General features: G+C 57.9%; 18 protein-coding genes (1 of these 18 running past the window's edge). 16 read left to right on the forward strand and 2 right to left on the reverse strand.

Features of this window, described 5'->3' with window-relative positions:
- The first annotated feature begins 4 nt into the window (after positions 1 to 4).
- The 15 genes from GE073_RS03180 to GE073_RS03250 all read left to right on the forward strand — a co-directional run bounded on the left by GE073_RS03180 (position 5) and on the right by GE073_RS03250 (position 10,155).
- Positions 5 to 310, forward strand: a complete 306-nt coding sequence (locus GE073_RS03180; RefSeq protein ID WP_028598218.1) for a KOW domain-containing RNA-binding protein — start codon at positions 5 to 7, stop codon at positions 308 to 310.
- Positions 288 to 503 (forward strand): translation initiation factor IF-1, encoded by a 216-nt coding sequence (gene infA / locus GE073_RS03185; protein WP_015847200.1) that lies wholly within the window; start codon positions 288 to 290, stop codon positions 501 to 503. Before GE073_RS03180 ends, infA begins: the two co-directional genes overlap by 23 nt.
- 41 nt (positions 504 to 544) lie before the next feature.
- A complete protein-coding gene (gene rpmJ, locus GE073_RS03190; RefSeq protein WP_021296640.1) occupies positions 545 to 658 on the forward strand; it encodes a 50S ribosomal protein L36 in 114 nt (37 codons plus the stop codon).
- An 18-nt stretch (positions 659 to 676) separates the two neighbouring features.
- Positions 677 to 1,045: a 30S ribosomal protein S13 gene (rpsM, locus tag GE073_RS03195; RefSeq protein ID WP_028598219.1), complete on the forward strand. Its 369-nt coding sequence runs from the start codon at positions 677 to 679 to the stop codon at positions 1,043 to 1,045.
- A gap of 19 nt (positions 1,046 to 1,064) precedes the next feature.
- Complete coding sequence (rpsK, locus tag GE073_RS03200; protein ID WP_028598220.1) at positions 1,065 to 1,460, forward strand: 30S ribosomal protein S11; 396 nt, start codon at positions 1,065 to 1,067, stop codon at positions 1,458 to 1,460.
- 129 nt (positions 1,461 to 1,589) lie between these two features.
- Complete coding sequence (locus GE073_RS03205; protein ID WP_028598221.1) at positions 1,590 to 2,534, forward strand: DNA-directed RNA polymerase subunit alpha; 945 nt, start codon at positions 1,590 to 1,592, stop codon at positions 2,532 to 2,534.
- A gap of 19 nt (positions 2,535 to 2,553) precedes the next feature.
- On the forward strand, positions 2,554 to 2,919 hold the full coding sequence (gene rplQ / locus GE073_RS03210) for a 50S ribosomal protein L17 (RefSeq protein ID WP_028598222.1): 366 nt from the start codon (positions 2,554 to 2,556) through the stop codon (positions 2,917 to 2,919).
- A 126-nt stretch (positions 2,920 to 3,045) separates the two neighbouring features.
- Entirely contained in the window at positions 3,046 to 3,801 is a 756-nt protein-coding gene (gene truA, locus GE073_RS03215; protein ID WP_028598223.1) for a tRNA pseudouridine(38-40) synthase TruA, read from the forward strand.
- 190 nt (positions 3,802 to 3,991) lie between these two features.
- Positions 3,992 to 4,429 (forward strand): 50S ribosomal protein L13, encoded by a 438-nt coding sequence (gene rplM, locus GE073_RS03220; protein WP_028598224.1) that lies wholly within the window; start codon positions 3,992 to 3,994, stop codon positions 4,427 to 4,429.
- An 18-nt stretch (positions 4,430 to 4,447) separates the two neighbouring features.
- Positions 4,448 to 4,840 (forward strand): 30S ribosomal protein S9, encoded by a 393-nt coding sequence (gene rpsI / locus GE073_RS03225; protein WP_028598225.1) that lies wholly within the window; start codon positions 4,448 to 4,450, stop codon positions 4,838 to 4,840.
- Between the two features lie 134 nt (positions 4,841 to 4,974).
- Entirely contained in the window at positions 4,975 to 5,952 is a 978-nt protein-coding gene (locus GE073_RS03230) for a nucleoside hydrolase (RefSeq protein ID WP_028598226.1), read from the forward strand.
- Between the two features lie 152 nt (positions 5,953 to 6,104).
- The gene (locus GE073_RS03235) at positions 6,105 to 6,797 is read left to right on the forward strand and encodes a phosphoadenylyl-sulfate reductase (protein WP_028598227.1); all 693 of its coding nucleotides are present in this window, start codon (positions 6,105 to 6,107) and stop codon (positions 6,795 to 6,797) included.
- A gap of 23 nt (positions 6,798 to 6,820) precedes the next feature.
- Positions 6,821 to 7,990 (forward strand): sulfate adenylyltransferase, encoded by a 1,170-nt coding sequence (sat, locus tag GE073_RS03240; protein ID WP_153782749.1) that lies wholly within the window; start codon positions 6,821 to 6,823, stop codon positions 7,988 to 7,990.
- A gap of 116 nt (positions 7,991 to 8,106) precedes the next feature.
- Positions 8,107 to 8,934, forward strand: a complete 828-nt coding sequence (cwlD, locus tag GE073_RS03245; protein ID WP_052333084.1) for an N-acetylmuramoyl-L-alanine amidase CwlD — start codon at positions 8,107 to 8,109, stop codon at positions 8,932 to 8,934.
- A 105-nt stretch (positions 8,935 to 9,039) separates the two neighbouring features.
- Positions 9,040 to 10,155, forward strand: coding sequence for an Mrp/NBP35 family ATP-binding protein (locus GE073_RS03250; RefSeq protein WP_101808487.1), 1,116 nt, complete (start codon positions 9,040 to 9,042; stop codon positions 10,153 to 10,155).
- Positions 10,156 to 10,230: 75 nt separating this feature from the next.
- Here GE073_RS03250 and gerD read toward each other — a convergent pair whose 3' ends face one another.
- On the reverse strand, positions 10,231 to 10,938 hold the full coding sequence (gene gerD, locus GE073_RS03255) for a spore germination lipoprotein GerD (protein ID WP_028598230.1): 708 nt from the start codon (positions 10,936 to 10,938) through the stop codon (positions 10,231 to 10,233).
- Between the two features lie 174 nt (positions 10,939 to 11,112).
- On the opposite strand from gerD, the gene GE073_RS03260 reads away from it, so the two are divergent.
- Entirely contained in the window at positions 11,113 to 11,754 is a 642-nt protein-coding gene (locus tag GE073_RS03260; RefSeq protein ID WP_028598231.1) for a KinB-signaling pathway activation protein, read from the forward strand.
- A gap of 10 nt (positions 11,755 to 11,764) precedes the next feature.
- Here the strand turns inward: GE073_RS03260 and pdaB are convergent, their stop codons facing one another.
- On the reverse strand, positions 11,765 to 12,411 hold the 3' portion of the coding sequence (gene pdaB / locus GE073_RS03265) for a polysaccharide deacetylase family sporulation protein PdaB (RefSeq protein WP_028598232.1). 157 nt of this gene lie beyond the right edge of the window; 647 of the gene's 804 nt are visible here — the last part of the coding sequence; its start codon lies off the right edge, out of view; the stop codon is at positions 11,765 to 11,767.

Raw genomic sequence — 12,411 nt, forward strand, 5'->3', positions numbered from 1 at the left:
GGTCTTGGATCCGCTTGCTCAGATCGGACGCCTGGTCAAAGTGCTTCGAGGCAAGGACGAGGGCAGCCATGCGGTCATCATCGGCGTCTTGGACGAGAAATTCGTCCTGATCGCGGATGGAGACGGGCGTCGCTTCGACTCGCCGAAGAAGAAGAACATGCAGCATCTTCAGTTACTTCCGGCTCTCAGCAGCGAAGTTTCGGACAGCATGTCCGAGACGGGCCGGGTGACCAACGCCAAGCTAAGATTCGCCATACAGAAGTACACAAGCCGAAAGGAGAATGAGGATGGCCAAGGAAGACGTCATTGAAGTCGAAGGTACGGTAATCGAGCCGTTGCCAAATGCCATGTTCAAGGTTGAACTGGAGAACGGCCACCAGATTCTCGCTCATGTATCCGGCAAGCTCAGAATGCACTTTATCCGTATTCTGACCGGAGACAAAGTGGTTATCCAGTTGTCGCCTTACGATCTGTCCAGAGGACGCATCACCTATCGGAAGTAGGCCTCGTGCCTGCAGAGGAAGGATTCGGGAGGTAATTCACAATGAAGGTCAGACCTTCGGTTAAGCCGATCTGCGAAAAATGCAAAGTCATTCGCCGCAAAGGCAACGTTATGGTCATCTGCGAAAATCCGAAGCACAAACAAAGACAAGGTTAAGAAGGGAGGAAACGATTCATGGCACGTATTGCTGGTGTAGACTTGCCGCGCGACAAGCGCGTTGAAATCGCGCTCCAATACATCTTCGGTATTGGCAAGACGACGGCTCAGAAAATTCTGGCCGAAACGGGCGTCAGCGCTGCGACTCGCGTACGCGACCTCACGGAAGACGAAGTGAGCAAGCTGCGTGAAGTCATCGACAAATCCGTCAAAGTGGAAGGCGATCTCCGCCGCGAGATTTCCCTCAACATCAAGCGCCTCGTCGAAATCGGATGCTATCGCGGTATCCGTCACCGTCGCGGCCTGCCGGTTCGCGGACAACGCACGAAGACGAATGCGCGCACGCGCAAAGGTCCTCGTCGTACGGTAGCGAACAAGAAGAAATAACAAGGGGGGATAACGAACAATGGCTAAAGCTAAAAAAGTCGTACGTACGAAACGTCGCGATCGGAAAAACGTCGAGTCCGGCGTTGCCCACATCCGCTCGACGTTCAACAATACGATCGTTACGATCACGGATCCGCACGGCAATGCGATCTCCTGGGCGAGCTCCGGCAACCTTGGTTACAAGGGCTCCCGCAAAAGCACACCTTTCGCCGCTCAAATGGCTGCCGAAGCCGCTGCGAAAGCCGCTATGGAGCATGGCATGAAAGCCGTCGAGGTTATGGTTAAAGGTCCGGGCGCAGGCCGCGAAGCCGCGATCCGTTCCCTTCAAGCCGCTGGCCTTGAAGTCAACCTGATCAAAGACGTAACGCCGGTTCCTCACAACGGCTGCCGTCCGCCGAAACGCCGTCGCGTATAGTTCGTCGAAGTCTGTGGTATCAAATTGCGACAACTTGTGAATAATGGTTGTGAAGGTTTGGCATACTACAAGATTTGACGCCATGGAACGTTATAGATACGGAGCGACGTTTTGAAGGAGGGTACACTAGTGATTGAGATCGAAAAGCCGAAAATCGAAACCGTAGAGCTGAGTGACGATGGAGCATATGGCCGATTTGTCGTCGAGCCTCTCGAACGGGGCTACGGGACGACTCTCGGAAACTCGCTTCGCCGCATTCTGCTCTCGTCGCTTCCCGGCGCGGCAGTGACGTCCGTTCAGATTGACGGAGTGCTTCACGAGTTTTCCACGGTTCCAGGAGTCATGGAAGACGTGACCGAAATGATCCTGAACCTGAAGGGCCTGTCGCTCAAAATCCATTCCGACGAAGAGAAGGTACTGGAAATTGACGCAGAAGGCGAAGGGAACGTTACCGCGGGCGACATCCGTGCGGACAGCGATGTCGAGATTCTCAGCCCTGATCTTCATATCGCAACCTTAGCTTCCGGCGCACGGCTCCATATGAGGATTTTCGCCAATCGCGGCCGCGGTTATGTGCAAGCCGACCGCAACAAACGCGAAGACCAGCCGATTGGCGTCATTCCTGTTGATTCGATCTACACGCCAATTACCCGTGTCAACTATAGCGTCGAAAACACTCGCGTCGGCCAAGTCACCAACTATGACAAGCTGACGCTTGAAGTGTGGACCGATGGCAGCATCCGTCCGGAAGAGGCCGTAAGCCTCGGCGCTAAGATCCTGACCGAGCATTTGGACTTGTTCGTCGGACTGACCGATGAAGCCAAAGACGCGGAAATTATGGTTGAGAAGGAAGAGGACAAAAAGGAAAAGGTTCTCGAGATGACGATCGAGGAGCTGGACCTGTCCGTTCGTTCCTACAACTGTCTCAAACGTGCAGGCATCAATACCGTGCAAGAGCTGACCATGAAAACCGAAGAAGACATGATGAAGGTCCGCAACCTGGGCCGCAAGTCTTTGGAGGAAGTTCAAGAGAAGCTCGAAGAACTCGGTTTGGGCCTCCGCACAGAAGAATAGCATCAAGGAGGGGAAATCGATGGCATACTCGAAACTGGGACGCGACGCAAGCGCTCGGAAAGCTCTGTTCCGTGACCTTGTGACCGACCTTTTCCTGTACGAGCGCATTCAAACGACGGAGGCGAAAGCCAAAGAAGTGCGTTCGATCGCAGAGAAACTCATTACGAAGGCAAAGCGCGGAGATCTCCACGCTCGTCGTCAAGTGGCCGCTTACGTGCGCCGCGAGACGATCGACGGAGAGCAGGACGCGATCCAAAAGCTGTTTGGCGAACTGGCGGGCCGTTACACGGAGCGCGCAGGCGGATACACCCGGATCCTCAAGCTGGGACCTCGTCGCGGCGACTCTGCGCCTATGGTCTACCTGGAACTGGTTGACCGCGCTTAATCCAGCGACTGCCGCCCGCGGGCAGCAGGCAAAAGGTGGACCGATGAGGCCACCTTTTTTCTTTTGTCCATAATCGGGTTCATGGACAAGCTCAAGGAGTAGATTGCAGCAAGGAGAGAATGCGGCTTGCGAAACATTCGGATGAAGATCGCCTACGATGGAACTCGCTACAACGGATTCCAGACGCAGCCGGGAGGCAACACGATCCAGGACATCATCGAGTCGGCGATCGAGACGCTCACCGGAACCCGGACGAGGATCATCGGATCCGGAAGGACGGATGCGCGCGTGCATGCGGAGGGCCAAGTTTTCAATTTCCATACCGACTCCCGAATCGCGGTCGAACGGTGGGCGCTTGCGCTCAACAGCCGTCTGCCCGAAGATATTCGGGTCGTGGAGTCGGCGGCGGAAGTTCCCGATGCTTTTCATTCCCGGTTTTCGGCCAAGCGCAAGACGTACCGCTATTCGATCTGCACGGGAAAGTTCCACGACGTGTTTCGCCGGAACTTCGAATTCCATCATCCTTCCCCCAAGCTGGATGTCGCTGCGATGCGCGAGGCTCTCCGTCATTTGCAAGGCGAGCATGACTTCACCTCGTTCACGACCAATCATGCCGACGAGAAGTCTCACGTGAGGACGATATACAGCGCTGTGCTGAAGGAAGAGGAAAAGCGGCTGGAGCTTTATTTGACGGGCAACGGCTTCCTTTACAATATGGTGCGGATCATAGCCGGCACGCTCATCCATGTCGGACAAGGCAAGATTGCCCCGGCTGCGATTCCAGGCATGCTGCAGGGCCGGAATCGTCTGCTGGCGGGACCGACTGCGGTCGCTCACGGACTGACGTTGATCAATGTCGAATATGGCGATGCGGAGAAGTAAAAATCCTTGCGCTGGGCTCTCCTTTATTGTAATATATAACTTGTGCTTTCTTATTGGCTCTCCCACAGCCCCGCATAAGAATTGCACCTACATCCATGAAATAGGCAAGACAAGCAGCATCCAACATGACTACGAACTGTAACCGAAGATTGACCATAAACGAAAGCCAACCATTGAAGGAGGATCTCCCATGCGCACCACTTATATGGCGAAGACGAACGAAGTCCAACGCAACTGGCACGTCGTCGACGCATCCGGCCAAACGCTCGGCCGTCTGGCCAGCGAAGTCGCCAGCCTGATCCGCGGCAAGCACAAGCCTCAATTCACGCCTCACGTTGACACGGGCGATTTCGTCGTCGTCATCAACGCAGAGAAGATCGTCCTGACGGGCAACAAATGGAATGACAAGAACTACTATCGTCACTCCATGCATCCGGGCGGCCTGAAAGTTACGCCTGCCAAAGATCAGCTGAAAAAGAAGCCGGAATCCCTCGTGGAATATGCGGTACACGGCATGCTGCCGAAAAACCGTCTGGGCGACAAAATGAAGCTGAAGCTGAAAGTATACGCTGGTTCGGAGCATCCGCACCAAGCTCAAAATCCGGTAGCTTACGAGCTGCGCGGTTAATCGAAGGAGGACCCTACAATGGCTCAAGTCCAATACTATGGCACTGGTCGTCGTAAACACTCCGTAGCACGCGTACGTCTCGTGCCGGGTGAAGGACGCATCATCATCAACAAGCGCGAGCTGGACGAGTACTTCGGTCTCGAAACGCTCAAGCTGATCGTGAAGCAACCGCTCGTTCTGACCGAAACTGTCGGCAAATACGACATCATCGTACTTGCGCATGGCGGAGGCACTTCCGGCCAAGCTGGCGCGATTCGTCATGGCATCTCCCGCGCTCTGCTGAAGGCAGATCCGGAGTTCCGTCCATCTCTGAAGCGCGCTGGTTTCCTGACGCGCGACCCACGTATGAAAGAACGGAAGAAATACGGCCTGAAAGCAGCTCGCCGTGCTCCTCAGTTCTCCAAACGTTAATCGAACGTACAGCCTTTCCCGATTCATCGGGAAAGGCTTTTTCTTTTTCGACAGGGTTTTATGGGCAGGCTATAATAAGACAGGATGCAGTCTTGTCCTTTTGCGAACGACCAACATCACGGGAGGTACATACGATGACAAAAGCTTTGCCGGTTTATTTCAACCATGACGGAGGCGTAGACGACCTCGTCTCGCTTTTTCTTTTGCTGCAGATGGAGCAAGTCGACCTGATCGGAGTGTCGGTCATTGATGCGGACTGTTATGTCGAGCCAGCCGTTTCCGCCAGTCGCAAGATCATCGACCGTTACGGACGTGCCGAGCTCAAGGGACTTGAAGTGGCGCGCAGCAATTCGAGGGGGAAAAATCCGTTTCCGAAAGACTGGAGGATGCATGCGTTCTATGTCGACGCGCTGCCGCTGCTCAACGAGCGCTCCGATGTCGTGACGAAGGAAGCCGCCAAGCCGGCGCATCTGGATTTGATCGAAAAGGTGTCGAAGTGCCCGGAAAAGGCGACGCTGCTGTTCACCGGCCCGCTTACCGACCTGGCTCGCGCGCTGGACGCCGATCCTTCGATCGAAGCCAAGATCGAGAAGCTGTACTGGATGGGCGGAACGTTCCTCCCGGACGGGAACGTGCATGAACCGGAGCATGACGGAACGGCGGAGTGGAACGCGTTCTGGGATCCGGAGGCGGCCAAGCGCGTATGGGATAGCGGCATCAAGATCGAGATGGTCGCTCTGGAAAGCACGAACAAAGTTCCGCTGACAGTAGACACGCGCAAAGAGTGGGCGCAGCTGCGCCGATTCGAGGGCATCGATTTCCTCGGCCAATGCTACGCGACCGTTCCGCCGCTCGTGCATTTCGCGACCAATTCCACGTACTACCTGTGGGATGTGCTGACGACCGCCATCATCGGCAAGCCCGAGCTGGTCTCTTCTCATGAAGTGGCTTGCGATGTCCTGGCGGATGGTCCATCGCAGGGAAGAACCATCCCTTCCGAGGGCGGACGAATCGTAACCGTCGTCGACGATGTCGATCCGGAGGCCTTCTTCCGTTATTTGACCGATCTGGCTCGGGGCGCCGACCGTGACGGAGTGTATCGAATCGTATAAGGACGCCTTATCCAGAGGATAAAGAATCCTTATCTGACGCGGAAATTCGGCCATTTTGCCCTCAATTAAGCAATTGAACATTAGAGGTCTACCCCGTATAATTAAAACCATACGGACTTACTTGGTTTTAACATAGGGGAGGGGACCGGACATTGAACTTGCTGGAAAAAGAGGCGCTGATCGCCGAACAAGCCGTGAAGCTTGAAACCGCATCGCCGGAGGAGATCCTGAAATTTGCCGTCGAGACGTTTCCCAATATAACGTTTGCTTGCAGCTTTGGAGCGGAGGATGTCGTGCTGGTCGACATGCTGCACAAAGTAAGCCCGAAGACGGATGTTTTTTATCTCGATACGGATTACCACTTCAAGGAAACGTATGAAACGCGCGATCGCATGGAGCAGCGCTACGGGATCCGTTTCGTCCAGGTGAAGCCGGTGCTCACGCCGGAGGAGCAAGCGGCTCAGCATGGCGCGGAGCTGTGGAAAAGCGATCCGAACGCCTGCTGCAACATTCGCAAGGTCGAGCCGCTGACGCGCATCCTTTCGCAATACGAGGCGTGGATTACCGGCATTCGCCGTGACCAGGCTCCGACTCGCGCCAACGCGAAAAAGATCGAATACGACACGAAATTCGGCCTCGTCAAGTTCAATCCGATCGCCCATTGGACTTCGGACGATGTATGGGACTATATCCGCAGCAACGACATCATCTACAACCCGCTCCATGACCGCAACTTCCCGAGCATCGGCTGCGAGCAGTGCACGCGTCAGGTCGCGCCGGGCGAAGACCCGCGCGCGGGACGCTGGTCGGGCAGCGACAAAACCGAATGCGGCCTGCACAAGTGAGCCCAAGGGAGGATAACGGAATCATGTCTAGCATCAAGCCCCATGGCGGAGTACTCGTCAACCGGATCGCCGCCGGCGAGCAGCGGGAGCAGCTGCTCGAAGAAGCAAGTCAGCTCACAAGCCTGACGGTAGACAGCTGGACCGTCTCCGATCTGGATCTGATCGGCGTCGGAGCCTTTTCCCCGCTGGAGGGCTTCCTCACGGAGGCCGATTACCATTCAGTCGTCGAACGGATGCGGCTCGAAAGCGGCATCGTCTGGAGCATTCCAATTACGCTTCCGATCGACGAGCAGACGGCAGCCGAGCTGAAGATCGGCCAGCGGGTCGCGCTGAAGGGCGAGGATGGCGTCGTTTATGGCCTGCTCGACGTGGCAAGCATCTACACCGTCGATCAGCGCCGCGAAGCGGTGCAGGTGTTCAAGACGGACGATCTGGAGCATCCCGGCGTCAAAAAGCTGTTCTCCCGCTCCAGCACGTACGTGGGCGGTCCGATCACCGTCCTGAACCGTCCGCAGCCGGAGAAGTTCGGCGAGTTTTATTTCGATCCGAGCGATACCCGTCGCATCTTCGCCGAAAAAGGCTGGAAAACCGTCGTCGGCTTCCAAACCCGCAACCCGGTCCACCGCGCCCATGAATTCATTCAAAAATGCGCGATGGAGATCGTAGACGGCCTATTCCTGAACCCGCTCGTCGGAGAGACGAAGTCGGATGACGTGCCGGCCAACGTCCGTATGAAGAGCTATGTGGCGCTTCTGGAAAATTACTATCCGGAGAGCCGCACGTTCCTTGGCGTCTTTCCTGCAGCGATGCGCTATGCCGGGCCGCGCGAAGCGATCTTCCATGCGCTCGTGCGCAAAAATTACGGATGTACGCATTTCATCGTCGGACGCGATCATGCGGGCGTAGGCGACTACTACGGCACGTACGAGGCGCAGGAGCTGCTCAAGACGTTCGCGGCCGAGGATCTCGACATTACGCCGCTTTATTTCGAGCACAGCTTCTTCTGCAGGAAATGCGGCAACATGGCGACCAGCAAAACGTGTCCGCATGACAAGTCGGAGCATGTCGCGCTGTCCGGCACCAAAGTCCGCGAGATGCTGCGCGCCGGCATTTGCCCGCCTCCGGAGTTCTCCCGGCCCGAGGTCGCGCAGATCCTGATCGAGGGCATGCAGGAGCAGCCGGCGCATTCCTAAGCGGCAGCGCCCCTGTTCGAGGCATGAAGCAGCACCCTGTCCCATATAGTGGATGATAGCGATAGGCTTGGATAAGCCTGAGCCGATCATCGACGCGGGATGGGGTGTTTTTTATTATGCAGGACGTTCGAGATAAAATAGGCCGGGAAGGAAGGCATGGACTGTATCCGACTCGTCGACGGCTCGTCGTCTGGATCAGCTCGCGCGGCTGGTCCCGAATCGGACTCGCCTCGCTGATGCTGCTTGTCCTCGGCGGACTGCTGCTGACGCAGCTGCCTTCGGCCAGCATCGGAACGACTTGGACGCTTCCGCTCAGCGGCAAGACGGTCGTGCTTGACGCCGGGCATGGCGGTCCTGACGGCGGGGCGGTCAGCAAGAGCGGGCTGATCGAAAAAGACCTCAATCTGGCGATCGCGCTTCAGCTGCGGGATTATTTGCAGCAAGCCGGCGCGATCGTCTATGTGACGAGGGAAGGAGATCAGGATCTGGCGGGAGCGGAGACCAAAGGATACAAAAGCCGCAAGACGGAAGATCTCGTCGCCAGGGCGCGCTTCGTGGAGGAGAAGAAGGCCGATCTCATGGTCAGCATCCACATGAACAGCATCCCCTCGCCCAGATGGTCCGGGGCGCAGACGTTCTATTATCCGAACCATGAGGGCAACCCGGCGCTTGCCTATCTGATCCAAGACGAGATCAGGCTCAATCTGGCCAATACGAATCGTTCCGCGGCCAAGGCGCCGAATACGGTTTATCTCCTCAAGGCGGTCAAGACGGCTCCAAGCGCTCTTGTCGAGGTCGGATTCCTTTCCCATCCCGGAGAAGCGGCGCGGCTGGCCGACGGCACGTACCAGCGGCAGGTCGCGGCCTCCATCTACAAGGGGATCCTGCGTTACAGCAGCGGCGAGCGTCCAGCCGGAACGACGGACAAGGCGGCGCGGCCGTAAGGAAAGCGGAGCTTCCGGTATGCTATACTAGGAGCATACCCATTCGAAGCGGCCGGCGCGAAAGTCCGCCGCTTCGATGCATGCCGGAAGGTGGAGACCGCAACTATGCTCACACGCGAACAAGTATTGGAAGCCGTGAATGCTGTCACGGCTCGCTTCGCGGACGGAACGACCGTCCGCGACATTATGGCCAAGGACCGTCAAGCTTCGCTGACGGTCCTCGTCCCGAGCGGCGCCGAGCGCGCGCCGCTGGAAGCCGCGCTGCGCGAAGCGCTCGCGCAGGCAGGGGCCGAGACCGCGCATCTGCGGTTCCGGCCCCTGGAAGCCCCGGCAGCGGCGGCGCAGCCTGCCGCCCCTGCCGGGGCCTCCCCTGGCGCGGCGCCGAGCGCTGCCGCCGCGCCAGGCGCTGCAGGCGCCGCCCCCGTGCGAGGCCACGGGGCGGGCCTGGAGGGCGTGCCGCTGCTCTCCGCGGAGAGCGGCACGGAATTCATCGCCATCGCCAGCGGCAAGGGCGGCGTCGGCAAATCGACCGTCACCGTCAACCTCGCGGTGGCGCTGGCCCGCAGGGGCAAGCGCGTCGGACTCGTCGACGCCGACATCTACGGCTTCAGCGTGCCTGACATGATGGGCATCGAGGAGCGGCCGGAAGTCGTCGACGGCCGCATTCAGCCGATCGAGCGCTTCGGCGTCAAGGTCATCTCGATGGGCTTTTTCGTCGAGGACAACAGCCCGATCGTATGGCGCGGGCCGATGCTCGGCCGCATGCTGCGCAACTTTTTCCAAGAAGTCGAGTGGGGAGAGCTGGATTACCTGCTGCTCGACCTGCCGCCTGGCACGGGCGACGTCGCTCTCGACGTGCATCAGATCCTCCCGCAGAGCAAGGAGATCATCGTGACGACTCCGCATGCGACAGCGGCGTTCGTCGCTGCCCGTGCCGGCGCGATGGCGCTGCACACGGAGCATGAGATTCTCGGCGTCGTGGAGAACATGTCGTATTACTTGAGCCCATCGACGGGCGAAAAGGAATATGTGTTCGGCAAAGGGGGAGGAGCCCGCCTCGCGGAAAACCTCCACACCGATTTGCTGGCGCAGATTCCGCTTGGCGCGCCGGATAACCATGTGTCGGAGCCGGACTTTTCCCCTTCCGTCTACAAAGCCGAAACCGAAACGGGACAGCTCTACCTGGAGCTGGCCGACCGGGTCATCGCCCGGACCTGGTAAGCCCGCCCGCCTATATCGTGAAAAAAGCAGTCCCCTCGGGTAGGGGACTGCTTTTGCATTCAAGCCCGCATGAGCCTACGTCGACGATTCTTCGCTGCTCTCCTCGCTGCCTTCCTCGCCGCCGCCTTCTTCTCCGCCGCTCCCGCCTTCCTGGCCGCTTCCCGAAGAGGACTTCGTATCGACCTTCTCCTCCGGCTTGACGCGCAGCTCTTCCTGAACGGCCTTTTTCAGCAGATCCAAAATCTCCACGCGGAAGAGCGGATTGGACATCGACTCCTGCATGATCGTCATGACCTGCTTGCGATACTGGCCGCTCATCAGCACCTCAAGAATCATCTTGTCCATTTCCGGCGTCTTCATGGCGGCAATGAGCTCCTTCTGATATGCCGGGTCCTTCATGAGCTCCTTATGGATATCCTTGTTCTGCTTGTTGACCGCCTTGGCGAATTCGCCGGCAAAGCGCGTATCGGTCATCATCGTCTTGATGACCTTGTCGTAGTCCGGCGACGTAATCGTCTCTTTCACCGCCATCCGCACGCTTTCGGCGTCCTGCATCGACAGCATCTTGATGCCGCTCTCGCTCGTGCCCGAGGCGCTCATCTGGCTTTCTTGAAGCGCTTTTTGCGCATCCTCGGTTTTCAGGATGTCGATCACCATCGATTTCATGTCTTTATAGCTCAGCTGCTGCCCGCCTCCGCTTTGCGGTTCGGCGCCGCAGCCGGAGAGAAGGGTTGCGGACAAGGCAGCGAGTAAAATACCGTACAAGGCCCGTTTCACGTTCATGCGCTTGAGGCTCCTTTCCTTCGCTTGCCGGTCCGGGTGGAGCTTGGAGCCGGCGGGGATAGGTACAGTATGCGCGGAGGAGCGGGGGAATATCAGGGCCAAGCCTTAGCTTTTTCACCCGTTCATGGTAAGATAATGATCAGATCGAACTCGGTTTGGGAGGATGCAGCAACAATGACAATCCGCAAGTGGTTTTTCCTGTTCTGGACGACGATGGCTATCGGAGCGGGCGCCACGCTCGTCACCGGCCTTGCGATGCAGCTCATGGATCAGACGCTCCGAGCCTACGGCTGGTCGGGCGCAGGCTTCAATACCTTCAATATGGTGCTCGTCGGACTGCTGATCGGCGCGTTCAGCCAGATGGGCTTTTTCGCGTATCTGACCGTCAATTACATCGCCCTCAGCGTTTTCCGCAAATCCTATCTCTGGAGCGCTCTGCAAGCGTATACGACCGTGTTCGCGCTGGGCTTCCTCGTTTATGTGCTGTACCAATCCCGCGAGCAGACCGGCATGGTGCTGTTCTGGGCGCTGCCGATCGTGCTGGCGGCCGTCGCCTGGGGCGTCGGCTACTGGAAGACCCGCCTGACCAACAACAAGGCATTCATCCCGACGCTGTTCCTCATGATCGTCGTGACTTCCATCGAAGCTTGGCCGAGCTTCCAAGGCGAGGGGGGAGAGGTCAGCGCGAGCGCCATCTGGTTTATGATGATCCCGTTAGCCGCATGCAATGCCTACCAGATCCTGACCTTGCAGCGGATCACGTCTTCCCCGGACAAAAAAGAAGCCGCCTCCGCGCGCGGCGCGAAAACGGCTTGAATCGAATTTCCTACATGTCGAAGCTGACGGGCTGAGGCTCCGTCGTGACGCCATTGTCCCGGACTTCCTTGCCGCTCGCCTCCGTCTGGCTGATCAGCTGGGAGACGCTGACGAACTCATAGCCCTGAGCGCGGAGCTGGTCGATGATGAGCGGGAGCGCCTCATGCGTCTGCTTGACCGAATCGCTGGCGTGCAGCAGCACGATGTCGCCGGGGTGAGCCCGCTTCATGACGCGGTCGACGATATTTTGCGTGCCGATGTTCATCCAGTCTTGGGAGTCGGTATCCCATTGAATCACTTTGTAGCCCATATTCTCCGATGCCTGAAGCACCCGCTTGTCGAAGTCTCCGTTCGGGAGACGGATGAGCTGCGGTGCTTTTCCCGTTTCCTGGGTCAAGATGGCGTGGGCCGTCTGCAGCTGAGCCTGCAGCTCCTCGTCCGTCAGCTTGCTGTAGTTGTCATGCTTGTTGCCGTGGCTGCCGATTTCGAAGCCGTTCTCCTGAATGGCCTTCACCAGCTGGGGATGGGTCTGCGCCCACGGGGCGGACAGGAAAAAGGTCGTATTTTTGACGCCCTTCTCCTTCAGGATGTTCAGGATCGGCTCGGCCCGCTTGTCGCCCCAGCTGATGTCGAAGGTGAGCGCGATCACCTTCTTTT

Origin of the sequence: Paenibacillus sp. B01 (genome assembly GCF_009649995.1) — a bacterium.
Classification (GTDB): domain Bacteria; phylum Bacillota; class Bacilli; order Paenibacillales; family Paenibacillaceae; genus Paenibacillus_O; species Paenibacillus_O pasadenensis.

Excerpts from the sequence above, each read along its gene's own strand:
- gerD (WP_028598230.1), bottom strand. The coding sequence starts at position 10,938 with ATGAACGTGAAACGGGCCTTGTACGGTATTTTACTCGCTGCCTTGTCC.
- infA (WP_015847200.1), top strand. The coding sequence starts at position 288 with ATGGCCAAGGAAGACGTCATTGAAGTCGAAGGTACGGTAATCGAGCCG.
- rpsM (WP_028598219.1), top strand. The coding sequence starts at position 677 with ATGGCACGTATTGCTGGTGTAGACTTGCCGCGCGACAAGCGCGTTGAA.
- cwlD (WP_052333084.1), top strand. The coding sequence starts at position 8,107 with ATGCAGGACGTTCGAGATAAAATAGGCCGGGAAGGAAGGCATGGACTG.
- rplQ (WP_028598222.1), top strand. The coding sequence starts at position 2,554 with ATGGCATACTCGAAACTGGGACGCGACGCAAGCGCTCGGAAAGCTCTG.
- sat (WP_153782749.1), top strand. The coding sequence starts at position 6,821 with ATGTCTAGCATCAAGCCCCATGGCGGAGTACTCGTCAACCGGATCGCC.
- rplM (WP_028598224.1), top strand. The coding sequence starts at position 3,992 with ATGCGCACCACTTATATGGCGAAGACGAACGAAGTCCAACGCAACTGG.
- rpmJ (WP_021296640.1), top strand. The coding sequence starts at position 545 with ATGAAGGTCAGACCTTCGGTTAAGCCGATCTGCGAAAAATGCAAAGTC.
- rpsI (WP_028598225.1), top strand. The coding sequence starts at position 4,448 with ATGGCTCAAGTCCAATACTATGGCACTGGTCGTCGTAAACACTCCGTA.
- GE073_RS03250 (WP_101808487.1), top strand. The coding sequence starts at position 9,040 with ATGCTCACACGCGAACAAGTATTGGAAGCCGTGAATGCTGTCACGGCT.
- GE073_RS03230 (WP_028598226.1), top strand. The coding sequence starts at position 4,975 with ATGACAAAAGCTTTGCCGGTTTATTTCAACCATGACGGAGGCGTAGAC.
- GE073_RS03260 (WP_028598231.1), top strand. The coding sequence starts at position 11,113 with ATGACAATCCGCAAGTGGTTTTTCCTGTTCTGGACGACGATGGCTATC.
- rpsK (WP_028598220.1), top strand. The coding sequence starts at position 1,065 with ATGGCTAAAGCTAAAAAAGTCGTACGTACGAAACGTCGCGATCGGAAA.